Here is a 23638-nt window from a genome sequence, read left to right on the forward strand (position 1 = left end):
CGGGCTCCTTTCAGGCCGCTACGAGGTACGAGAAGACCGATTCGAGGGACTCGTCCGAGGGCGAGACCGTCAGGAGACGGATCCCCCGCTCGCGCGCGACTCTCGGCAGCAGTTCCGTGAACCGGCCGAAGTCGACCGCCTGGATGCGCAGTCCGCCGTCCGCGTGGTCGACCTCGATGCCGGCCGTGGACGGGTCGGCGATCAGCGCCGCCGCGAGGGCCCGGTCGTCGCTGGAGCGGACGAGGTAGCGGTGCGGCCGGTCCGTCATCAGACGGCGGATCTTGCGGAAGTCGCCGGAGGCCGCGTGCCGTCCGGCCACGATCACCTCGATGTGGGAGGCGAGCTGCTCGACCTCCTCCAGGATGTGCGAGGAGAACAGGACCGTGCGCCCGGCCGCGCCCATCCGCCGCAGCAGGTCCATCAGCTGCATGCGCTGGCGCGGGTCCATGCCGTTGAACGGCTCGTCGAGCAGGAGGACGGACGGGTCGTGGACGAGGGCCGAGGCCATCTTCACGCGCTGCCGCATGCCCTTGCTGTACGTGGAGACCTTGCGGTCCTGTGCATACTCCATCTCGACCGTGGCCAGGGCGTGCTGGGCCTCCTTGGCGCCGAGGCCCTGGAGTTCGGCGTTGGCCAGGACGAACTCGCGGCCGGTGAGGAAGTCGTACATCGCCTCGCGCTCGGGCACGACGCCGATGTCGCGGTAGACCGACTCGTTCCCCCAGATCGTGCGTCCGTCGAGGGTGACGGTGCCGGTGGAGGGGTCGAGGAAGCCGCCCATCATGTTGATCAGGGTGGACTTCCCGGCGCCGTTGGGGCCGAGGAGGCCGGTGACGCCGGGGCCCACCGCCATCGTGACGTCGTTGACGGCCACGACGTTTCCGAACCAGCGGGAGACGTGGTCGATGGAGAGGGTACTCATGGGCGCAGCCCATTCCTTTGAGGGGTGGCGGCGGGCGACGGGAGGGCGGTCACAGCCCGACCTTTCGGTAGCGGCGCATCAGGATGCCGTACGAGCCGGCGATCAGCGCGAGGACGACCAGGAGGTAGACCACACCGACCCCGGCGCTCGGGCCCCCGAGCTCGGGGAACATGGGCGGTGCGCCCAGGAAGGCGGTCTGCACGCCGTCGATGAGGGTGATGGGCGAGAACAGGCCGAGCCACTGGATGGCGCCCGTGTTCTCCGTGGCGTAGGCGATGCCCATGAGCGTCGAGACCGCGCCGTACGAGATGGTCAGGACGGCGATGACGGCGGCGACGCCGAAGCCGCGGCGCGGGGTGAGGGCCGCCATGACGAGGCCGATCCCGCCGAAGAGCAGGGAGAGGAGCGCCACGGAGACGAGCCCCTGGCCGAACATCTTGGTCTGCTCGGCGAAGTCCATCTTGGCGAGCATCGAGCCGATCCACATGATCAGGAGCGGGACGGCCGTGAGGACGAAGAGGGCCGACGCCATCGCGCCGTACTTGGCGAGGACGTAGTCCGCGCGCTCGATCGGGCGGGAGAAGTACAGCGGCACGGTCCTGAACCGCAGATCGCGCGAGACGGACTGGGGCGCCTGGGAGGCCAGGTAGATGCCGATGACGACCTGGAGGAAGATCGCGTACTGCGTGTACTCGATCGAGAGCTTGCTCTGCTTGGTGGCGACCGCGACGGCGACGATGATCAGCGCCGGGACGCACATCACGCCGGCGAGCAGCATCGGCAGCACCTTGGACTTGGCGCTGCGGCCCAGTCCGTACGCGCCGCGCAGGGACTGCGAGAAGAGTGACCGGCGTGCGTACGCCCGGCCGAGGCGCGGGCCGTCGTAGGACCGGTATCCGATGTTGTGGATCCGGGTCGTGTCGGGAGCGCCCTGGGAGGGCTGGGGGATCTGGGTGCTCATCGGGCCGGCACCTCCTCGTGCGGCGTGGACGCCTCGGCGGCCTCCGGTCGGAAGACCTCGGCGATGTGGTGGCGGCGCTGCTCCATGCGGACGAGACCGAGGCCGAGTCCGGCGACGGTGTCGCGCACGAGGTCGTACGTCTCCTCCCCGGCCGCCTCCAGGAGCAGGATGTGGCCGGCGCCGGGCAGGCCCTCCTCCGTGCCCGGGTGGAGGGTGACGCCGGCGGCGGAGAGGGCCGTGCGGAGGGCCGCCGTGCCGTCGGGGTGCGCGTCGGAGTCGGTGACCTCGACCGCGAGGGTCGTGGTGATCCGGGTGAAGTCGCTGGTGGAGCTGGAGCGCAGGAGCCGTCCGCCGTCGATGACGACGACGTGGTCGCAGGTGCGTTCCAGTTCGCCGAGGAGGTGGGAGGTGACGAGGACGGAGATGCCGAAGTCGGTCCAGACCCGGCGGATCAGTCCGAGCATCTCGTCCCGGCCGACCGGGTCGAGGCCGTTGGTCGGCTCGTCGAGGAGGACCAGCTTCGGGTCGTGGACCAGCGCCTGGGCGAGCTTCACCCGCTGCTTCATGCCGGTCGAGTACCCGCCGATGGGGCGGTAGCGCTCCTCGTACAGGCCGACGTGGCGCAGGGTGTCGGCCGTCCGCTCGCGGGCGGCGGTCGGGGGCAGCCCGGACATGCGCGCCATGTGGACGACGAACTCGGTGGCCGAGACGTCCGGGGGGAGGCAGTCGTGCTCGGGCATGTATCCCACGCGCTCGCGGATCTGGGCGCCGGAGGTCCGGACGTCGAGGCCCAGGACCTCCGCGCGGCCCTCCGTGGCGGGGGAGAGACCGAGCAGGATTTTGATCATCGTGGACTTGCCGGCTCCGTTGGCACCCACCAGTCCGGTCACACCGGGCCCGATGTCCAGGGAGAGCCGGTCGAGAGCGGTCACCCGGGGGAACCGCTTGCTGAGGCTTTCGGTCGCGATCACAGTCACGCTTCGAAGGTAGTGGTGTGCGCCACACGCGTCGTCAGACCAACGGCTCGATCTCTGTCCGACCACAGGAGTACAAGCCCGTAGGGGCGGAACGACGAAAGTCGTCACCCCGCGACCGGCCGACGCTCCCCCGGGGGACTTCCGTCAGGCTCGCGGCCGAGTTTTCCACAGGTCGTCGTCCGACCCCTTGACTCAGCCGTCGAGCATTGTCACATTCATCGATGTCAAGTTACGAACGCGTAGCGCAGCCGGGCGCTCACAGGGGACGGCGGGTGGCATGGCAACGGCAGTGGCAGGTGAACTCTCCGCGGAACTGCGGGGATTCAGGGAGGTGCAGCGACTCTCCTACGCATGTGCGGAAGCCGTCGCGGCGCAGCTGAGGCCGGGAGTGACCGAGCGCGAGGCCGCCCGGATGCAGCGGGAGTGGCTGTACGAGCGGGGCGTCCGCGACTGGTTCCACCGGCCGTTCGCCTGGTTCGGGGACCGCACGGCCTTCGTGGACTTCAAGATCCCGCTCCAGTTCTTCCCGACCGACCGGCGGCTGGAGGCGGGGATGCCGTTCGTCCTCGACATGGCCCCGGTGTACAAGGGGTACACGGCCGACATCGGCTACAGCGGCTGCCTGGGCCTGAACCCCCTGCACGACCGGTTGCTCGCCGACCTCGCGGCCCACCGCGAGCTGATCCTGCGCGAGGTGCGCGAGCGCCGTACGCTGCGCGAGATATACGAGGACGTGGACCGGCTCATGGTCCGCCAGGGGTACGCGAACCGGCACCGGGCCTACCCCTTCGGCGTCATCGCCCACAAGATCGACCGGGTGAGGGAGCGCCGCTGGTCGCCGACGCTCTTCGGCTTCGGCACCCAGGCGCTCAGGGGCCTGGCGAGCGACGCCCTGCACGGGCACCGGGACGGCTGGTCGCCGCTCTGGTCGCCGTACAAGTTCTCCGACCACCCGCCCGCACCCGGGCTGTGGGCGGTCGAGCCGCACCTCGGATTCCGGGGTACGGGCGCGAAGTTCGAGGAGATCCTGGTCGTCACCGACTCCCGGGACCCCGAGCAGAGCGCCTTCTGGCTGGACGACGATCTGCCGCACGTGCGGCGCTGGAACGAGGGAGGGGTCTGATGACGGAACTCGAGGGGGCCCGGGAGCGCCGGGTCCGTACGGGCGGGATCGAGCTGCGCGTCGCCGAACTCGGCGAGCCGGGCCGGCCGACCGTCCTGCTCGTGCACGGCTATCCGGACTCCAAGGAGGTGTGGTCGGAGGTCGCGGTCCGGCTGGCCGAGGAGTTCCACGTGGTGCTGTACGACGTCCGGGGCCACGGCCGGTCGACGGCGCCGACCCCGCTGCGCGGCGGCTTCACCCTGGAGAAGCTGACGGACGACTTCCTCGCGGTCGCCGACGCCGTCAGCCCGGACCGGCCGGTCCACCTCGTCGGCCACGACTGGGGTTCGGTGCAGGGCTGGGAGTTCGCCACCGTGCCGCGCACCCAGGGCCGGATCGCCTCCTTCACCTCGATGTCCGGCCCCTCCCTCGACCACTTCGGGCACTGGATCAAGCGGCGGACGAGCCGCCCCACCCCGCGCCGGATCGGCCAGCTCCTCGGGCAGGGTGCCAAGTCCTGGTACGTGTACATGCTGCACACCCCCGTGCTGCCGGAGCTGGCCTGGCGCGGGCCGCTCGGCAAGCGCTGGCCGGGGATCCTGGAGCGGGTGGAGAAGGTCCCGGCCGGCGACTACCCGACGTCCTCGCTGCCGAACGACGCGGCGCACGGCGCCTGGCTCTACCGGGACAACGTCCGGGCCCGGCTCTCCCGGCCGCGTTCCGACGCGTACGCACACGTGCCCGTGCAGCTGATCGTGCCGACCGGTGACGCCTTCCTCTCCGACCGGCTCTACGACGACCTGGGCACCTGGGTGCCGGAGCTGACCCGGCGCACCCTGCCCGCCAAGCACTGGGTGCCGCGCACCCGGCCGGACCAGCTGTCCTCCTGGATCGCCGACTTCGTCAGGACTCACGAGGAACCGGCGGCCAGGACGCCGGGGCCGGTCGCGGCGACGGCGAAGACGGTGAAGAGCGGGGTGCGGCCGGAGTACGCGGAGCGGTTCGGCGGTCAGCTCGTCCTGGTGACCGGAGCGGCCAGCGGCATCGGACGGGCCACCGCCTTCGCGTTCGCGGAGGCCGGTGCCCGGGTCGTGGCCGTGGACCGGGACGCCGACGGGGCGGCCCGCACGGCGGAGATGGCGCGGCTGATCGGTGCCCCGGAGGCCTGGGGCGAGGCCGTCGACGTCTCCGACGAGCAGGCGGTGGAGAAGCTGGCCGCCAAGGTGGAGGACGAGTACGGGGTCGTCGACGTCCTGGTCAACAACGCGGGCATCGGGCTCGCCGGCTCCTTCTTCGAGACGTCGAGCGAGGAGTGGGGACGGGTCCTGGACGTCAACCTGTGGGGTGTGATCCACGGGTGCCGGCACTTCGGGGCGCGGATGGTCGTGCGGGGCCAGGGCGGGCACATCGTGAACACGGCGTCGGCCGCGGCCTTCCAGCCCTCCAGGGCCCTGCCCGCGTACAGCACGTCGAAGGCGGCGGTGCTGATGCTCAGCGAGTGTCTGCGCGCCGAGCTGGCCGAGCAGGGCATCGGGGTGTCCGCGATATGCCCCGGCATCGTCAACACCAACATCACGGCGACCACGCGGTTCGCGGGGGTGTCGGACGCGGCGGAGGAGAAGCGGCGGCAGAAGAAGGCGTCCCGCCTGTACGGACTGCGGAACTACCCGCCGGAGAAGGTCGCGGACGCGATCCTGGGAGCCGTCCTGCACGACCGGGCCGTCGTGCCGGTGACCCCCGAGGCCCGGGGCGCCCGCTTCCTGTCCCGGCTGAGTCCGGGCGCGCTGCGGGCCCTCGCGCGGTGGCAGCCGCCGGCGTAGGGGGCGTGGGGAGCCGGTGTCGGTCCTTCGGCCGGGGGGGCGGGATCGGACGGAGGCGCAGGCGGTCCGCCTGGGAGGGCAGGAGGGCAGGAGGACAGTCGGGCCCGGCGGAGGTCGGGCACGGCAGGGGGCGGGCACGGCGGAGGGCAGGCCGGTAGGGGGGGCGGGCCCGGCGGAGGTCGGCCCCGGCGGTCGTACGATCCCTCGCAGGACGGGCCCCGCTGCGGCGGGGTGGTGGAGCGGGCGGTGGGAGCGGGTTTGTCCGAGCAGTCAGCACAGCCGGAGTACCGGATCGAGGACCTGGCCCATCTCAGCGGGGTCACGGTCCGGACGATCCGCGCCTACCAGGACCGCGGTCTGCTGCCCCGTCCCGAGCGGCGGGGCAGGGCGAACGTCTACGGGGACGCGCACCTCGCACGGCTCCGACGGATCGCCGATCTCCTCGACCGGGGTTACACCCTGGCCTCGATCAAGGAGCTCCTGGAGGCGTGGGACACCGGCCGGGGGCTCGGCGGGGTGCTCGGTCTGGTCGCGGAGGTCCACGGACCGTGGACGGACGAGGAGGCGGCCCGGATATCGCGCACCGAACTGGACGCCCGTTTCGGCGGCACACCGGACGAGGAGGCCATCCGGGAGGCCGTGGAGCTGGGCGTGCTGGAGCGGATCCCGGACCGGGAGACGGAGGAGTACCTCGTACCGAGCCCCCAGGAACTGGCGGTGGCGGCCGAGCTGTACGCGGCCGGGGTGCCGCTGCCGGCGATCACCGGGCACCTGAAGGAGCTGCGGGGACAGGTCGAGCACATCGCCTCCCGTTTCCTGGAGTTCACGACCGAGTACGTCTTCGCCCGTTACCTGGAGCACCGGCCGCCGACGGACGCGGACGCGGCCGAGGCGGCGGCGATGGTGCGGCGGCTCAGACCGCTCGCCCAGCAGACGGTGGACGCCGAACTGGCGCGGGCCATGCGCCTGTTCGCCACCCGACACCTTCAGAACCACCTGTCGCCGGACGCGCCGCCCGCGCACGACGACGAGCCGCGCCCGGTGACACTGCCCGCCGGAACGGTCCGGGCCGTGCAGAACCTGGTCGGGGCGGAGGGAGTCGCGGCCTTCGTCACGGCGGCCACGGAACGGGAGTTCCACAAGCGGACGTTGGACACTCTCTCCGCAAGGCAGCATGGAGACATAAGGGATTAAGCGTATGGATTGACCTTAAATTGCGGCCCTGTTGTCCACAGAAGGGCCAACTTCTCTGTGGATAAGTCGGCTTGGCTGTGGATCAAACCTCTCCACCGAGAACTCCTGAAATCGTTGGCCGTGGTGATCCCGGCTCCGGCATTCTGACGTGATGACCCCACGACAACCCATGGACGAACGCCGCACGGTGAAGGTCTCCAAGTACCTCTCCAAGCATCTGCGGCATCAGCCCGAACGCATCGGGCTCGTCCTCGACGCACAGGGCTGGACCGAGATCGACGCCCTGCTCAGGGCCGCCGCCGAGCACCATTTCCCGATCACCCGCGAGGAGCTCGACCACGTCGTCGCGACCAACGACAAGAAGCGCTTCGCGATCGAGGGAACCCGCATCCGCGCCAGCCAGGGCCACACCGTACGGGTGGACCTGGACCTGCCGGCCGCCGAACCGCCCGCGTACCTCTACCACGGCACGGTCGCGGACCGGCTTCCCGCGATCCGGGCGGAGGGACTGCGGCCCATGGCCCGCCACCACGTGCACCTCTCCCCCGACCGGGAGACCGCGACCCGGGTCGGCGCCCGCCGGGGCCGGCCGGTCGTCCTGAGCGTCGACGCCGGCGCCATGCACCGGGCCGGGCACGTCTTCCACGTCAGCGCCAACGGGGTCTGGCTGACCGACGCCGTCCCGCCCGAGTTTCTCCGCCTCCCGTCCTGACCCCACGGACGGAGTGGGGCGCCCATGCCACCGGGCGCCGACGAAAACCACCGCGTGCCGGACGAATCCGTCACCGGTCCCGGGGAACACTGGCCGGATGGGAGAGATCCGGGTCGGAACCTGCTCGTGGACGGACAAGGCGCTGGTGTCCAGCGGCTGGTACCCGAAGGGACAGCGTGACGCGGAGGGCAGACTGCGGTACTACGCCACGCGGTTCCCGGTGGTGGAGGTGGACTCCACGTACTACGGGCTGCCCAGCACCCGCAACAGCCAACTGTGGGCCGAGCGCACCCCCGAGGGGTTCCGCTTCGACGTGAAGGCGTTCTCGCTGCTCACCGGACACCCGACCCGCCCGGAAGCGCTGCCCGCCGATCTGCGTCCGGCCTTCGCGCGGCAGCGGGAGCGGGAACGCAGCGGCGTCGATCCCGAACTGCTCGACGAGGTGTGGGCCCGGTACAGCGCGGCTCTCGAACCGCTGCGGGAGGCCGGCCGTCTGGGAACGCTGCTGTTCCAGTTCCCGCACCGGCTCGTGCCGGGAGGACCGGCGGTGGAGTTCCTGCGCCGGTGCCGCGAGCGCGCCGCGGGATGGCCGGTGGCCGTGGAGTTCCGCAACCCCGGCTGGTGGCGCGAGGAGCACGTCGACGCGACGGCCGGCCTCCTGGCGGAGCTGGACGCGGCAGCCGTGGCCGTGGACATGACGCAGACGCTGGCCACGTCCGTACCGCCGGTCGCCCGGGTCACCTCCCCGGGCCTCGCCCTGATCCGCTTCCACGGCCGCAACACCGCCTGGGGCACCGGCACCAAGGAGGAGAGGTTCCGCCACGACTACACCCCCGAGGAACTCTCGGAGTGGACACCGCGCGTTCGCGCGATGGCCGAGCGGGCCCGGGAGGTGCACGTCCTGTTCAACAACTGCTGCGGTGACGCCGCCGTACGCGCCGCGGAGTCGATGCGGCTGCTGCTCGGCCTCTCGTAGGAACGGTCTCTTACTAGGGTCGGTCTCTCGTAGAGTCGGTCTCTCGTAGGGTCGTCCCATGCGACTGAGCACTGTGATCCTGCCGATCGACCGCTGGCACGAGGAGGGCCGCCGGAAGTGGCGGCACGCCGAGGAGCTGGGCTTTCACACCGCTTACACCTATGACCACCTGTCCTGGCGCGCCTTCCGGGACGGCCCCTGGTTCGGCGCGGTGCCCACCCTCACCGCCGCCGCGGCGGTCACCGAACGGCTCCGCCTCGGCACCCTCGTCACCTCGCCGAACTTCCGGCACCCGGTGACGCTCGCCAAGGGCCTGATCACCCTGGACGACGTCTCCGGCGGGCGGATCACCCTCGGCATCGGCGCGGGCGGCAATGGTTTCGACGCCACCGCGCTCGGCCAGGAGGCCTGGACGCCCAGGGAGCGGGCGGACCGGTTCGGAGAGTTCGTGGCGCTGCTCGACCGGTTGCTCACCGAGGACGCGGTGACGGAGCGGGGCACGTTCTACGCGGCGGACGAGGCCCGGAACATTCCCGGCTGCGTCCAGCGTCCCCGGTTGCCGTTCGCGGTGGCGGCGACCGGCCCGCGCGGAATGCGGCTGGCCGCGCGGCACGGGCAGGCGTGGGTGACGACCGGCGATCCGAAGCTGTACGAGGAGGGGACCCCGGAGCAGTCGGTGGCGGCGCTGCGCGGCCAGATCGAACGGCTCGGCACGGCGTGCGCCGAGGCCGGCCGGAAGGCGTCCGACCTGGACAAGATCCTGCTCACCGGCTTCACCCCGGACCGGACGCGTCCGCTGGAGTCCGTGGACGCCTTCGTCGACTTCGCCGGGCGCCACCGCGACCTCGGCTTCACCGAGCTCGTGATCCACTGGCCGATCCCGGACTCCGACTTCGCGGCCGACCAGGCCGTCTTCGAGGCCATCGCCACGGAGGCGCTCGCCCAGCTCGGCTGACGCACGGCACCACGGGCCCGACGGCCGCTCGGTCAGGGCACCCGTCGTATGTGTCTCCGCTTCTGGGCGGGCAGGGTCGGGACGTCGGCCGAGGTGAGCGTCCCGGCCGAGGTCAATGGTCCGGCCGAAGGCAGTGCTCCGGCCGGGATCAGCGCTCCGGCCAAGCCCGCCAGGACGTCGCCCACCAGGACCGGCTCGCGCGCGGACTGGTCCGTCCCGGCCCGCTCGCACCGGGAGCAGAGAGCCGTTCCCAGGCTCGCGACCCACGTCCCGTACGGCGCACCACAGAAGTCGCACTCCATAGTCCGTCGGCCCGTGACCATGCCCCCGCCCCCTCCGAGACGCCGTAAGTTGTCTGGAGCCTTCCCTTCCTCCGGGGGAAACGAACGGATGTTTACAGCCATGTCCGAACGAGCCGGATACGGCACGGCGGTCCGGAGACGGGCGGGACCACCGTGGGGGCGTCGCTTCCGCCGTCGGCGCGAATCAGTCCCTCCCTCCCCCTTCTTCCACTCATATGTGCGGCTCCTCGCACGCCCGTGCGCGAGGTGCGGAAGAATGGTGCGGTGACCTCTCCCCGTTCTCCGCGGCTCCCGCGGTCCCCGCGTCCTTCCGCCCCGGCGCCCCGGCTGATCGCCACCGATCTCGACGGCACGCTGCTCCGTGACGACAAGACCGTCTCCGAGCGCACGGTCGCCGCTCTCGCCGCGGCCGAGCGGGCCGGCATCGAGGTCTTCTTCGTCACCGGCCGGCCCGCCCGCTGGATGGACGTCGTCAGCGCGCACGTCCACGGCCACGGCATGGCGATCTGCGCCAACGGCGCCGCCGTCGTCGACCTGCACGCCGGAGGCGCCTTCCTGGAGGTCCGCCCGCTGGACCGGCCGGTCGCCCTGGACGTCGTCGAGGCCCTGCGCGCCGCCGCGCCCGGGACCTCCTTCGCGGTCGAGCTCACCACCGGCATCCACTACGAGCCGCACTACCCGCCCTTCTTCCTCGACCCCGGCGCCACCGTCGCCACCGCCGAGAAGCTCCTCTTCGAGGAGGAGACCGGCGCGGCGGCCCCCGTGCTCAAGCTGCTCGCCCAGCATCCGGAGCTCGACCCCGACGTGTTCCTCGCGGTGGCCAGGGAGACGGCGGGCGACCGGGCCGCCTTCACCCGGTCCAGTCCCACGGCCCTCATCGAGATCAGCGGGCTCGGCGTCTCCAAGGCCTCCACGCTCGCCCTGTGCTGCGCCGAGCGCGGCATCACGGCCGAGGAGGTCGTCGCCTTCGGCGACATGCCGAACGACATCGAGATGCTCACCTGGGCGGGCCGCTCGTACGCGATGGGCAACGCCCACCCGGACGTGTTCACCGCCGCCTCCGACCGTACGGCCGGCAACAACGAGGACGGCGTGGCCGTCGTCATCGAGCAGCTCGTCGCCGAGGCCCTCGCCGGAACCACGGGCCCGCGCTAGCCGCGACGGGGCAGGTGCCGGCCACAACGGGCCCGTGCCGACCGCGACGGGCCCTCGCAAGACACAGCGGGCAGGCACTAAAGCGGTGCCTCCCACACCACCGTCGTCCCCCCGCCGTCCGTCCCGATCCCCGGTTCGCACCGGCTCGCGCCGCCCAGCGACTCCGCCCGGCGCGCCAGGTTGCGCAGGCCGCTGCGCCGCCCGCCCGCCGGGATGCCGACCCCGTCGTCGGCGACCGACAGGCGTACCCCGGCGGAGCCGTCGGGCAGGGTGACGCCGGCGTCGACGACCACCTCGATCCGGCTCGCGTCGGCGTGCCGGAACGCGTTGGAGAGCGCCTCCCGCAGGGCGGCGACGAGGTTCTTGCCGGTGAGTTCGCCGACCGTCGAGTCGATCGCGCCGAGGAAGCGGTGCGCGGGCTTGAAACCGAGCGGCACGGCCGCCATGTTGATCTCCCGCAGGACGCGGGTGCGCAGCCCCGACGGGGCCTCGGCGGGCCCCTGCTGGAGCGCGAAGATCGCCGTACGGATCTCCTGGATGGTCACGTCCAGCTCGTCCACGGCCTTGCCCACGCCCTCGCGCACGGCCGGCACGATCGACCTGCGCTGGGCGCTCTCCAGCATCATGCCGGTGGCGAAGAGCCGCTGGATGACCAGGTCGTGCAGGTCGCGGGCGATCCGGTCACGGTCCTCGTACACGGCGAGGCGCTCCCGGTCCCGCTGCGCCTCGGCCATCATCAGCGCGAGCGCCGCCTGCGAGGCGAACTGGGTGGCGAGCGTCCGCTCCGTCTCCGTGAACGGCCGGCCGTCCCGTACGCGCGGCATGGCGAGCGCCCCGAGCACCCGCCCACCGCTCTGCAGCGGGAGGATCATGCTCGGCCCGTACGTCGCGGTCATCGGGCTGGTCATGCGCAGGTCCGACGAGGCGTCCGCGACGAAGACCGCCTCGCCCTCGAAGAGCTGCTCCACCACGTCGCTCTCGGGCGGGACCACCACGCCCAGCCATTTCGTGGACCGGGGCGAGGAGACGGCGACGACCTCCAGGCCGCCCTCCTCGGCGGGGAGCAGCACGATGCCGGCGTCCGCGTCGGCGAGCCGGCGGGCCTGTTCGGCGACGACCGTGAGGGCGTCGTCGGCGTCGCCGCCGGAGAGCAGGGCGGTGGTGACGGCGACCGAGCCGTCGATCCACCGTTCGCGCTGCCGGGCGGCCTCGTACAGGCGCGCGTTGCCGATGGCGATGCCCGCCTCGGTGGCGAGCACCCGGACCATGTGCACGTCGTAGTCGTTGAAATCGTCCCCGTCGCGCTTCTCCGCGAGGTACAGATTGCCGAAGATCTCGCCCTGGACCCGGATGGGGACGCCGAGGAAGGTCCGCATCGGCGGGTGCCCGGCCGGGAAGCCCGCCGCGCGCGGGTCCTTGGAGAGGTCGGCGAGGCGGATGGTCTGCGGGTCGCGGATCAGCGCGCCGAGCAGCCCCGCGTGCCCGTCGGGACGGCGCCCGATCCGGCGGGCCGTGTCCTCGTCGACGCCGAAGGTGACGAAGTCGGAGAGGCCGTCGCCCTCGTCGTCGACGACGCCGATCGCCGCGTACCGGGCGCCGGCGAGTTCGGCGGCGGTCTCGCAGATGCGGTCGAGGGTGGAGTGGAGTTCGAGCCCGGTGCCGACCGAGCGCATGGCCTCCAGGAGCTGCGGCACGCGGGCGGTGAGCTCCGTGGACAGCCCCTGGAGGCTGCGGGTGGCCCGGGCGGCGGCTTCCAGGGGGTCCGGGGCGTCGGACTCGGTGGCGGTCATGTCTTGAGCCTAGTAAGTCCTATTTAGCGAGAAAAGTCGGCCGTCCCCCTCGCGGTGGGGGCGGTGGCGAGCAGGTCGGTCGCCCTCTCCTGCTCCAGCATCCGGCGCAGCGGTCCGTCCTCCGAGGCGAGCCGGGCGTACGGGCCGCGCTGCACGGTCCGTCCCCCGTCCAGGACGATCACCTCGTCGACGGCGTCGAGGCCGTGCAGCCGGTGGGTGATGAGGACGGTGGTGCGGCCCTCGGTGGCCCGGAGCAGGTCGTCGGTGAGCGCGTCGGCGGTGGCGAGGTCCAGGTGCTCGGCCGGCTCGTCGAGGACGAGGACCGGGAAGTCGGCCAGGAGGGCCCGCGCGAGCGCGAGCCGCTGGCGCTGGCCGCCGGAGAGGCGCGCGCCGTGCTCGCCCACGAGGGTGTCGAGGCCTTCGGGCAGCCCGTCCACCCAGTCGAGCAGCCGGGCCCGGCGCAGCGCCTCGCGCAGTTCCCCGTCGTCCGCGCCGACCTGGGCGAGCCGCAGGTTCTCGCGGACGGAGCTGTCGAAGAGGTGCGCGTCCTGGGCACAGAGGCCGACCAGGCGCCGGACCGCGTCCCCGTCCAGCTCCCAGGCGGGCACGCCGCCGAGCCGGTACATGCCGTACTCCACGTCCAGGAACCGCAGCAGTACCTGGGCGAGCGTGGTCTTGCCGGAGCCGGAGGCGCCGACGACGGCGACCCGGCGCCCGGCCTCCAGGGTGAGCCCGAAGCCGGTGAGCGCCGGACGGTCCTGCCCGGCGTGCCGGGCGGAGAGCCCGGACAGTTCGAGGGGGAACGGACCCGCCGGGGGAGCGGCGGGCGTGCGCGGCTCGCGTACGGGTTCGGGGGCGTCGAGCACCTCGAAGACCCGCTCGGCACTGTGCTTGACGCGCTGCCGGTACTGGAAGGCGAGCGGAAGCCCGGTCACGGCCTCGAAGGCGGCGAGCGGGGTCAGGACGACCACGGCGAGGGACACCCCGTCGAGCCGCCCGTCCCGTACGGCCTGGACGCCGACGAGGGCCGCGGCCACGACCGTGAGGCCGCAGACCAGGGCGGAGAGGCCGGCCCCGAGCGCGGTGGCGGCGGCCTGCCGGGAGGCGATGCCGGTGAGGGCCCGGTCGGCCTCCCGCGCCCTTTCGGTACGGCTCCGCAGCGCACCGGCCACCGTCAGCTCGGCGCAGCCGCGCAGCAGGTCGGCCACGGCGGTCGCCAGGGAGCCGCGCGCGGGGGCGAGCCGCCGTTCGGCCCGGCGGGCGAGGGCCCCGCCGGCCGCCGGTACGGCGATCCCCGCGACCAGCAGGCCCGCGGCGAGGACGGCGCCGGCCTCGGGCAGCAGCCAGGTGGTGAACCCGGCGGCCCCGACGCCCACGACCAGCGCGGCGCCCACCGGGAGCAGCCAGCGCAGCCAGTAGTCCTGGAGCGCGTCGACGTCCTGGACGAGCCGGGCGAGCAGATCGCCGCGCCGGGTGCGTCCGAGACCGGCCGGGGCGATCCGCTCCAGGCGCCGGTAGACGGAGACCCGCAGGTCGGCGAGCATCCGCAGGACGGCGTCGTGCGAGACGAGCCGCTCGGCGTACCGGAAGACGGCCCGGCCGATGCCGAAGGCGCGCGTGCCGGTGACCGCCATCATCAGATAGAGGACGGGGGGCTGTTCGGAGGCCCGGGAGATGAGCCAGCCGGACACGGCCATGAGCCCGACGGCGGACCCGAGGGCAAGGCTTCCGAGCAGCAGCGCGAGCGCCATGCGCCCCTTGAGCTCCCCGGCCATGTCCCGGACCCGCCGCAACAGGCCGTGCGTGGCCGTGGCGTCCGGGGTGCTTCCGCCCTCGGCGGCAACCGTCCCAGCCGTTTCGAGCACACCACCCGTGACCGCCGTCCCCGACCAGACCACCGCTTCCGCCGTACCGGGCGCTCCGGCCCCGGCCGCATCCCCGACCGGCGGCGTCGCCACCGGCGCCCCGGTGTTCGTTCCCAGGCTCACCACCCGGTCCGCCACCGCGAGCAGGGCCGGGCGGTGGACCACGAGCAGGACCGTCCGGCCGGCCGCGAGGCGCCGGACCGCGTCGACCACGCCCGCCTCCGTCTCGCCGTCGAGGGCGGCCGTGGGCTCGTCGAGCAGCAGCAGGGGCCGGTCGGCCAGGAACGCGCGGGCGAGGGCGAGCCGTTGCCGCTGCCCCGCCGAGAGTCCGGTGCCGTCCTCACCGAGCGGGGTGTCGAGCCCGTCCGGCAGTTCCGCGACGAAGCCGTCGGCCCCCGCGTCCCGCAGCGCCTCCCGTACCGCCTCGTCGGAGGCGTCCGGGCGGGCGAGCCGTACGTTCTCGGCGATCGTCCCCGCGAAGAGGTACGGGCGCTGCGGCACCCAGGCGATCCGCGACCGCCATGCCTCCAGGTCGAGCCCCGCGAGGCCCTCGCCGCCGACCCGGACGGTGCCGCCCGGCTCCGGGGCCGTGAATCCGAGAACCACGTCGAGCAGCGTCGACTTGCCCGAGCCGCTCGGCCCGACCAGGGCCACCGTCTCGCCCGGTTCGACCGTCAGCGTCGCCGCGTCGAGCGACGGTTCGGACCGCCCCGCGTGCCGCACCGTCACGGCGTCCAGTTCGAGGCGTACGGAGTCCGGGACCGCGCCCGTTCCCCCCTCCCGTACCGGCTGTTCCAGGACGTCGAAGATCTCCTCCGCCGCCGCGAGCCCCTCCGCCGCCGCGTGGTACTGCGCTCCCACCTGCCGCAGCGGGAGGTACGCCTCGGGCGCCAGGATCAGGATGACGAGTCCGGTGGAGAGGTCGAGGTCGCCGTGGACGAGCCGCATGCCGATGGTCACGGCGACGAGGGCGACCGAGAGGGTGGCGAGGAGTTCGAGGGCGAAGGAGGAGAGGAAGGCGATCCGCAGCGTGCGCATGGTCGCCTGCCGGTACGCGGAGGTGATCGCGCGGATCGACTCGGCCTGGGCCTTCGCCCGGCCGAAGATCTTGAGGGTGGGAAGGCCGGCCACCACGTCCAGGAAGTGGCCGGAGAGCCGTGAGAGCAGCTTCCACTGCCGGTCCATCCGGGCCTGGGTGTACCAGCCGATGAGGATCATGAAGAGCGGGATGAGCGGCAGCGTGACGACGATGATCGCCGCCGAGACCCAGTCCTCGGTGACGATCCGGGCCAGGACCGCCACCGGCACGACCACCGCGAGGCCCAACTGGGGCAGGTAGCGGGCGAAGTAGTCGTCGAGCGCGTCCACGCCCCGCGTCGCGAGGGCGATCAGCGAACCGGTCCGCTGCCCGCCGAGCCACCCCGGCCCGAGCGCGGCGGCCCGGCCGAGGAGCCGCCCGCGGAGTTCGGACTTGACCGCCGCGCTCGCCCGGTGGGCGGCGAGCTCGGTCAGCCAGGAGACCAGCCCCCGCGCCACCGCCACTCCGGCGAGCAGCAGCAGGGGCGTGGCCAGGGCGGAAACCGACCGGCCCTCCTTGAAGGACCCCACCACGATCTCGGCGACGAGCATCGCCTGGGCGACGACCAGCGCCGCTCCGACGAGGCCGAGCACGACCACCGCGACCAGGAAGAGACGGGTGGTCCGGGCGTACCGGAGCAGACGCGGGTCGATCGGTTTCACGTGAAACATGCCCCTCTCTGAACGCCGGCCGGCCCTAGTGGGCGTCGGCGGTGTGGTGCTGCGCGTCGGCGATGTGCTGCGTACCGATCCGCTTGCGGAACACCCAGTACGTCCAGCTCTGGTAGAGCAGCACCAGCGGAGTCGCGATCCCGGCGCACCACGTCATGATCTTGAGCGTGTACGGGCTCGACGAAGCGTTCGTCACGGTGAGGCTCCACTCGGGGTTGAGCGAAGACGGCATGACGTCCGGGAAGAGCGCCAGGAAGAGCATCGCCACCGAGGCGGCGATCGTGACGCCCGAGAGCGCGAACGACCAGCCCTCGCGCCCCGCCCCGATGGCGACGATCGCGCCGACGAGCGCCACCGCCGCGACCACCATCGCCACGAGGCTCCAGCTGTCGCCCGTGTGGACCTGGGTCCAGATCAGGAAGGCGAGCGCGAGCACCGCCGTGACCAGGCCCAGCTTGAGGGCGAGCGTCCGGGCCCGCACCCGGATGTCCCCGACCGTCTTCAGCGCGGCGAAGACCGTCCCGTGGAAGGTGAAGAGGGTGAGCGTGACCAGTCCGCCGAGGAGGGCGTACGGGTTGAGCAGGTCGAAGAAGGTGCCCGCGTACTCCATGTCCGCGTCGATCTTCACACCCCGGACGATGTTGCCGAAGGCCACGCCCCAGAGGATCGCGGGGAGCAGCGAGGTCCAGAAGATGGCCTGCTCCCAGTTCCGCTGCCAGTTCTCCTCGGGCCGCTTCGCCCGGTACTCGAAGGCCACGCCCCGGATGATCAGGCAGACCAGGATGAGCAGCAGCGGCAGGTAGAAACCGGAGAACAGCGTCGCGTACCACTCGGGGAACGCGGCGAAGGTGGCACCGCCGGCGGTGAGCAGCCACACCTCGTTGCCGTCCCAGACGGGCCCGATGGTGTTGATGAGGACCCGCTTCTCGGCCCGGTCGCGGGCCAGCAGCTTGGTCAGGATGCCGATCCCGAAGTCGAAGCCCTCCAGGAAGAAGTAGCCGGTCCAGAGGACGGCGATGAGTACGAACCAGACGTCGTGAAGTTCCATGCCTCGGTCTCCTGAGCCTCAGTACGAGAAGGCCATGGGCCGGTCGGGGTCACGGGTGTCCCCGCCGATCTTGGTGGGCGGGTTGAGGTCGTCGTCGGTCAGCTCGGGCGGCCCCGCCTTGACGTACTTGACGAGGAGCTTGACCTCGATGACCGCGAGGACGGCGTAGAGCAGGGTGAAGCCGATCATCGAGGTGAGCACCTCGGCCTGGGAGACGCCGGGGGAGACCGCGTCCCGGGTGCGCAGCACGCCGTAGACGACCCACGGCTGACGGCCCATCTCGGTGAAGATCCAGCCCCAGGAGTTGGCGATCAGCGGGAAGAGCATCGTCCAGAGTGCGACGATCCAGTACCACTTGCCGATCCGGGGACTCAGGGCCACGTTCTTGAAGAGGACCAGGTTCGGCACCTCGTCCTCACCCGTCCGCAGCCCCGGTGCCAGCATGAACTTCTTCCGGGTCAGCCAGAGGCCGAGCATCCCCAGGGTCAGGGAGGCCATGCCGAAGCCGATCATCCAGCGGAAGCCCCAGTAGGCGACGGGGATGTTGGGCCGGTAGTCACCGGGGCCGAACTTCTCCTGCTCGGCCTTGTTGATGTCGTTGATGCCGGGGACGTACGAGGTGAAGTCGTCGTTGGCGAGGAAGGACAGCAGGCCGGGGATCTCGACGGCGACCTTGTTGTGGCCCTTGTCGACGTCGCCGTAGGCGAAGATCGAGAAGGGGGCGGGCGCCTCGCCGTCCCAGAGCGCCTCGGCGGCGGCCATCTTCATCGGCTGCTGCTTGAACATGACCTTGCCGAGCAGGTCGCCGCTGATGGCGGTGCCGAGTCCGGCGATGATCAGGGTGATCAGGCCGAGCCGCAGCGAGGTCCGCATCACGGGGATGTGCTTCTTGCGGGCCAGGTGGAAGGCGGAGATGCCGACCATGAACGCGCCGCCGACCAGGAAGGCCGCCGTGATGGTGTGGAAGAACTGGGTGAGGGCCGTGTTCTGGGTGAGCACGAGCCAGAAGTCGGTGAGCTCCGCCCGGCCGCGCTCCTCGTTGATGCGGTAGCCCACCGGGTGCTGCATCCAGGAGTTGGCCGCCAGGATGAAGTACGCGGAGAGGACGGTGCCGATCGACACCATCCATATGCAGGCGAGGTGGATCTTCTTCGGCAGCTTGTCCCAGCCGAAGATCCACAGGCCGATGAAGGTCGACTCGAAGAAGAAGGCGATGAGCGCCTCGAACGCGAGCGGGGCGCCGAAGACGTCCCCGACGAAGCGCGAGTAGTCGGACCAGTTCATGCCGAACTGGAACTCCTGCACGATGCCGGTGACGACGCCCATGGCGATGTTGATCAGGAAGAGCTTGCCCCAGAACTTGGTCGCCCTGAGGTACTTCTCGTTCTCCGTCCGTACCCAGGCGGTCTGGAGCCCGGCGGTGAGCGCCGCGAGGGAGATCGTCAGCGGGACGAAGAGGAAGTGGTAGACGGTGGTGATACCGAACTGCCAGCGCGCCAGAGTCTCTGGCGCAAGAGCGAGGTCCACGTCGCTTTCTCCTTACATCGCCGTGGTCACATCGGCGGCTGCCCTGACCATCCCCCGATACCGGGACGAACCGGGGCACGCTTGTGAACGCGTTCACATTCACAAGCATTATGGCTTATACGAAATCCGTACTTGTCTCCGGGGGGCCTTTACAAGGCGTCTCTTTCCTCACACACGAACGGCCCCCGCGAGCGACTGCTCGCGGGGGCCGTGGGGACGCCCCTCGGTCTCCGGTGGGTGTCAGAGCTCCTTGCGGAAGGCCTCCGCCGCCTGGAGGAACAGGTCGTTCGCCTCGCCCTCGCCGATCGTGACGCGCACGCCCTCGCCGGCGAACGGGCGGATCACGACACCGTGCCGCTCGCAGGCCGCCGCGAAGTCCGCCGTCCGCTCGCCGAGCCGCAGCCAGACGAAGTTCGCCTGCGTGTCCGGAACGGTCCAGCCCTGGTCCACGAGGGCCGCGCGGACCCGCTCGCGCTCGGCCACCAGCGAGCCGACCCGGCCGAGCAGCTCGTCCTCGGCCCGCAGCGAGGCCACCGCCGCGTCCTGCGCCAGCTGGCTCACGCCGAACGGCACCGCCGTCTTGCGCAGCGCCGCCGCCACCGGCTCGTGGGCGACCGCGAAGCCGACCCGCAGCCCGGCCAGGCCGTACGCCTTGGAGAAGGTGCGCAGCACGGCGACGTTGGGACGGTCGCGGTACAGCTCGATGCCGTCCGGGACCTCGGGGTCGCGCACGAACTCCTTGTACGCCTCGTCGAGCACGACCAGGACGTCGGAGGGCACCCGGTCGAGGAAGCGCTCCAGCTCGGCCCGGCGCACCGCGGTGCCGGTGGGGTTGTTGGGGTTGCAGACGAAGATCAGGCGGGTCCGGTCGGTGATCGCCTCCGCCATCGCGTCGAGGTCGTGCACCTCGCCGTCGGTCAGCGGCACCTGCACCGAGGTGGCCCCGCTGATCTGCGTGATGATCGGGTACGCCTCGAAGGAGCGCCAGGCGTAGATCACCTCGTCGCCCGGGCCCGAGGTCGCCTGGATCAGCGACTGCGCGACCCCGACCGAGCCGGTGCCCGTGGCCAGGTGGGAGACGGGCACGCCGAAGCGCTCGGCCAGCTCCTCCATCAGACCCGTGCAGGCCATGTCCGGATACCGGTTGAAGGTGTCGGCCCCGGCCACCACGCTCTCCAGGACTCCCGGCAGCGGCGGGTAGGGGTTCTCGTTGGAGGACAGCTTGAAGGCCACGGGCCCGCCCGCGGCGGCCGGCTTGCCCGGCTTGTAGGTGGGGACGCCGTCCAGCTCGGCGCGCAGCTTGGGGCTGCCGGTGCTCGTCCCGCTGGTCTCGCTCACAGTGTGGCCTCCTCGACCGTCCGTACCGCCAATACTGCTCACCTTAAGAGGATTCGCCTCCGCTGCGAATGGGCTGTGGACAACAGGAGGGACACGGCTCCTCGGCCGGACTCGGGGCCGGGCCGGCGGGTGGGGGCGCGCGCACGGGTGGCGCACGCCGGTGGCGGGCGCCGTGGCGCGCATCCCCCGTAGAGGTGAGTTGAGGCCACTTCGAGACTTCGCCCTCTCGCCAGGCCCACACCTCCCAGCCCCCTTGAGTCGCAGACCAGGACAATCAACTACCTTCAAATCAAAGGCACTTGATAGATTTCGATCATGCAGAAACGTGCCTGTCAACGTCTGCATATGCGACCGTCCCGACCGCCCCTCATCGCCCTACTATCGGCTCGCCATGACAGCAGCAGGGAAGCACCAGGTGAGCCGGGCACAGACCCGGGGAAGCCGGCAGGGCAGGGCGGGCATCCGGGACGTCGCCGCCGCCGCCGGGGTCTCCATCACGACTGTCTCCGACGCTCTCAACGGGAAGGGCCGACTCCCCGACGCCACCCGACGCCACGTCCGCGAGGTCGCCGACCGGCTGGGCTACCGCCCGTCCGCGGCGGCCCGCACACTCCGTACCGGCAAGTCGGGACTCATCGGCCTGACCGTGACCACGTACGGGGACGAACCTTTCACCTTCACCGAATTCGCGTACTTCGCGGAGATGGCCAGGGCGGCCACGTCGGCCGCGCTCGCCCGGGGCTACGCCCTGGTCATCCTCCCCGCCACCTCCCGCCATGACGTCTGGTCGAACGTCGCCCTCGACGGCACCGTCGTCATCGACCCCTCCGACCACGACCCCGTCGTCACCGAACTGGTCCGCCAGGGCCTGCCCGTCGTCTCCGACGGACGCCCCGCCGGCACCCTCCCGGTCACCGCCTGGGTCGACAACGACCACGAAGCCGCCGTCCTCGACCTGCTCGACCACCTCGCCGCCGCGGGAGCCCGCCGCATCGGGCTCCTCACCGGCACCAGCACGGACACGTACACCCGCCTCTCCACCACCGCCTACCTCCACTGGTGCGCACGGGTGGGCCAGGACCCCGTCTACGAGTCCTATCCGGCGCACGATCCGTGCGCGGGCGCCGTCGCGGCCGACCGGCTGCTCGCCCGTCCGGACCGGCCCGACGCCGTGTACGGCCTCTTCGACCCCAACGGAACCGACCTCCTCGCGGCCGCGCGCCGCTACGGGCTGCGCGTCCCGGAGGACCTCCTGCTGGTCTGCTGCAGCGAGTCGGGCGGCTACGCCACCACCGAACCGCCCATCACGACGCTCTCGCTCAAACCGCGCCGGATCGGCACGGCCGTCGTCCAGCTCCTCATCGACGCCATCGAGGGGGTCGAGACCGACGGACCGGTCGAGCAGGTGATACCGACCGAGCTCATCGTCCGCACCTCCTCGCAGCGCCGCCCGCCCCGCACGACGGTCAGCCCGCCGCGCTCGCCCGCGAAGGACTGACCCGAGGAGTTCGTCCGGGCGGGCCGCGCGAAAGAACCCGCGCGGAAGCCCTGCTCGGAGGGTCGGCTCTCCGAAGAGGGACGCCTTCGAACACGCCGTTCCCGTCCCTGCCCGTGGACGGGAACGGCCAAACCGATCACCGCACCTGCTCCAACCCTGGACTGGACCTTCCCAATTCGGGCGAAACGACTGGTGAACCCGGAGTGGACCCGGATTCACCACCCCTGGTGCGTCACACAGGAGGACGCTCATTCCTATGATGGGCGGACGACACCGCGGACCACCCCGACCAGGCCGGTCCGCGATGTGCAGGGCATCGCGACGGTGGTGGAGGGGTCGATGACTCAGGGGGCCGGTCAGGAGCCCGTGGTGCGCACGGCGACATTGCGTGACTTCCGCGTACCGCCGTACGCACGCGTGCCCGTGCAGAGCCATGCCGCCGAACCGGCTGGCCCGGAGCCGCTGCCGGCTCCCGCGGAGCACGTCCACGGACACGCCGAACACCCGGAGTCGTACTCCGCCACGGACGAGTACCGGGACGAGCAGCCGGCCACGCGCCCGGCCCCGGCCGCCCGTCCGGCCGCCGCCGAGCCCCTGCCCCCCGTCGCGCCCTCCCCGGTCGAGGCCGTACCGCAGACGCCCCCGCCCCCGCCGCAGGCCCCCGCGCCCATGCCCGCCGACCCGACCCTCCACCTCGGCCACCGCGCCGCCGCGCCCCCGTACCCCGCGGCCCCCACCGCCTCCGGCCACCCCGGGAACGCGTTCCCCGAGGGCGAGGTGCCCGAGGGATACACGCCGACCGAGCGCGACCTGCCCGTCATCAACCGGGGCGACACCGTCCAGGTGCAGGCCTCCCCCGCACCCGCCCCCGCCGGCGAGGCCCCGGCCGGCGAAGGCCCCGGACCCCTCTACGTCGTCGGGGACGTCCACGGCTACCTCGACGAACTCGTCGCGGCCCTCCGCGCCCAGGGCCTCGTCGACGAGAACGGCGGCTGGGCCGCGGGCAACGCCCGCCTCTGGTTCCTCGGCGACTTCACCGACCGCGGCCCCGACGGCATCGGCGTCATCGACCTGGTCATGCGGCTCTCCGCCGAGGCCGCGGCCGCCGGCGGCTACTGCAAGGCCCTCATGGGCAATCACGAACTGCTGCTCATCGGCGCCAAGCGCTTCGGCGACACCCCGGTCAACTCCGGCGCGGGCACCGCCACCTTCCAGGCCGCCTGGCTGCTCAACGGCGGCCAGAAGCAGGACATGGACCGCCTCCAGGACGTCCACCTCCAGTGGATGTCCCGGCTCGACGCCGTGGTGCGGGAGGACGACCACCTCCTCGTGCACTCGGACACCACCGCGTACCTCGAATACGGCGAGACCATCGAGGACGTCAACGACACGGTCCACGAGATCCTCAACCGGAACGACGCGGACGAGGTCTGGGACGTGTTCCGGAAGTTCACCAAGCGCTTCGCGTTCCGTGACGACGGGGGGCCGCAGGCCGTCCAGGAGCTGCTCTCCACCTACGGCGGCAGCCGGATCGTGCACGGCCACAGCCCGATCCCGTACCTCCTCGGCCAGGTCGGCGCCGAGGACGGCGAGGACGACGGCGGCCCGGTCGTCGACGGACCGCACGTGTACGCCGACGGGCTCGCGATCGCCATGGACGGCGGAGTGACCATGGCCGGGAAGCTCCTGGTCGTCCAACTCCCCCTGGACGCCTGACCGAACGCCCGGCCTATCACCCTGCGCATCC

At 71.8% G+C, this 23638-nt stretch carries 17 protein-coding genes; 9 read left to right on the forward strand and 8 right to left on the reverse strand.

Annotated elements, in window-relative coordinates:
- Positions 1–10: 10 nt before the first annotated feature.
- Genes ACFY7E_RS09280 through ACFY7E_RS09290 form a run of 3 tightly spaced genes read right to left on the reverse strand, consistent with a single transcriptional unit; the run spans position 11 to position 2854 of the window.
- On the reverse strand, positions 11–922 hold the full coding sequence (locus ACFY7E_RS09280; RefSeq protein ID WP_383433212.1) for an ABC transporter ATP-binding protein: 912 nt from the start codon (positions 920–922) through the stop codon (positions 11–13).
- Between the two features lie 49 nt (positions 923–971).
- Positions 972–1883, reverse strand: a complete 912-nt coding sequence (locus ACFY7E_RS09285; RefSeq protein WP_389482483.1) for an ABC transporter permease — start codon at positions 1881–1883, stop codon at positions 972–974.
- Positions 1880–2854 carry an ABC transporter ATP-binding protein gene (locus tag ACFY7E_RS09290; protein ID WP_389483335.1) on the reverse strand — a complete coding sequence of 325 codons (975 nt, stop codon included), beginning with the start codon at positions 2852–2854 and terminating at the stop codon, positions 1880–1882. The genes ACFY7E_RS09285 and ACFY7E_RS09290 overlap by 4 nt, the downstream gene beginning before the upstream one ends.
- A gap of 283 nt (positions 2855–3137) precedes the next feature.
- Between ACFY7E_RS09290 and ACFY7E_RS09295 the strand changes: the two genes are divergently transcribed.
- From ACFY7E_RS09295 to ACFY7E_RS09325, 7 genes are all read left to right on the forward strand, one after another.
- Positions 3138–3983 (forward strand): M24 family metallopeptidase, encoded by an 846-nt coding sequence (locus ACFY7E_RS09295; RefSeq protein WP_389482485.1) that lies wholly within the window; start codon positions 3138–3140, stop codon positions 3981–3983.
- Positions 3983–5782 carry an SDR family oxidoreductase gene (locus ACFY7E_RS09300; protein ID WP_389482488.1) on the forward strand — a complete coding sequence of 600 codons (1800 nt, stop codon included), beginning with the start codon at positions 3983–3985 and terminating at the stop codon, positions 5780–5782. The genes ACFY7E_RS09295 and ACFY7E_RS09300 overlap by 1 nt, the downstream gene beginning before the upstream one ends.
- Positions 5783–6040: 258 nt before the next feature.
- The gene (locus ACFY7E_RS09305; protein ID WP_389482491.1) at positions 6041–6976 is read left to right on the forward strand and encodes a MerR family transcriptional regulator; all 936 of its coding nucleotides are present in this window, start codon (positions 6041–6043) and stop codon (positions 6974–6976) included.
- A gap of 169 nt (positions 6977–7145) precedes the next feature.
- Positions 7146–7688, forward strand: coding sequence for an RNA 2'-phosphotransferase (locus ACFY7E_RS09310; RefSeq protein ID WP_389483337.1), 543 nt, complete (start codon positions 7146–7148; stop codon positions 7686–7688).
- Positions 7689–7785: 97 nt separating this feature from the next.
- Positions 7786–8664, forward strand: a complete 879-nt coding sequence (locus ACFY7E_RS09315) for a DUF72 domain-containing protein (protein ID WP_389482493.1) — start codon at positions 7786–7788, stop codon at positions 8662–8664.
- Positions 8665–8722: 58 nt separating this feature from the next.
- Positions 8723–9619, forward strand: a complete 897-nt coding sequence (locus tag ACFY7E_RS09320) for an LLM class flavin-dependent oxidoreductase (RefSeq protein ID WP_389482495.1) — start codon at positions 8723–8725, stop codon at positions 9617–9619.
- A gap of 566 nt (positions 9620–10185) precedes the next feature.
- Positions 10186–11076, forward strand: a complete 891-nt coding sequence (locus ACFY7E_RS09325; RefSeq protein WP_389482497.1) for an HAD family hydrolase — start codon at positions 10186–10188, stop codon at positions 11074–11076.
- Between the two features lie 77 nt (positions 11077–11153).
- Here the strand turns inward: ACFY7E_RS09325 and ACFY7E_RS09330 are convergent, their stop codons facing one another.
- From ACFY7E_RS09330 to hisC, 5 genes are all read right to left on the reverse strand, one after another.
- The gene (locus ACFY7E_RS09330) at positions 11154–12866 is read right to left on the reverse strand and encodes a GAF domain-containing protein (RefSeq protein WP_389482499.1); all 1713 of its coding nucleotides are present in this window, start codon (positions 12864–12866) and stop codon (positions 11154–11156) included.
- 23 nt (positions 12867–12889) lie between these two features.
- Complete coding sequence (cydD, locus tag ACFY7E_RS09335) at positions 12890–16471, reverse strand: thiol reductant ABC exporter subunit CydD (RefSeq protein WP_389482501.1); 3582 nt, start codon at positions 16469–16471, stop codon at positions 12890–12892.
- A gap of 34 nt (positions 16472–16505) precedes the next feature.
- Entirely contained in the window at positions 16506–17528 is a 1023-nt protein-coding gene (cydB, locus tag ACFY7E_RS09340; RefSeq protein WP_389482503.1) for a cytochrome d ubiquinol oxidase subunit II, read from the reverse strand.
- Positions 17529–17546: 18 nt separating this feature from the next.
- On the reverse strand, positions 17547–19055 hold the full coding sequence (locus tag ACFY7E_RS09345) for a cytochrome ubiquinol oxidase subunit I (protein WP_389482505.1): 1509 nt from the start codon (positions 19053–19055) through the stop codon (positions 17547–17549).
- A 240-nt stretch (positions 19056–19295) separates the two neighbouring features.
- The gene (gene hisC, locus ACFY7E_RS09350) at positions 19296–20393 is read right to left on the reverse strand and encodes a histidinol-phosphate transaminase (protein WP_389482507.1); all 1098 of its coding nucleotides are present in this window, start codon (positions 20391–20393) and stop codon (positions 19296–19298) included.
- Between the two features lie 391 nt (positions 20394–20784).
- On the opposite strand from hisC, the gene ACFY7E_RS09355 reads away from it, so the two are divergent.
- Both ACFY7E_RS09355 and ACFY7E_RS09360 read left to right on the forward strand, forming a co-directional pair.
- Entirely contained in the window at positions 20785–21891 is a 1107-nt protein-coding gene (locus tag ACFY7E_RS09355; protein WP_389482509.1) for a LacI family DNA-binding transcriptional regulator, read from the forward strand.
- 339 nt (positions 21892–22230) lie between these two features.
- Positions 22231–23607 carry a metallophosphoesterase gene (locus ACFY7E_RS09360; RefSeq protein WP_389482512.1) on the forward strand — a complete coding sequence of 459 codons (1377 nt, stop codon included), beginning with the start codon at positions 22231–22233 and terminating at the stop codon, positions 23605–23607.
- The last annotated feature ends 31 nt before the right edge of the window (positions 23608–23638 follow it).

The organism is Streptomyces sp. NPDC012825 (assembly GCF_042900925.1).
GTDB lineage: Bacteria > Actinomycetota > Actinomycetes > Streptomycetales > Streptomycetaceae > Streptomyces.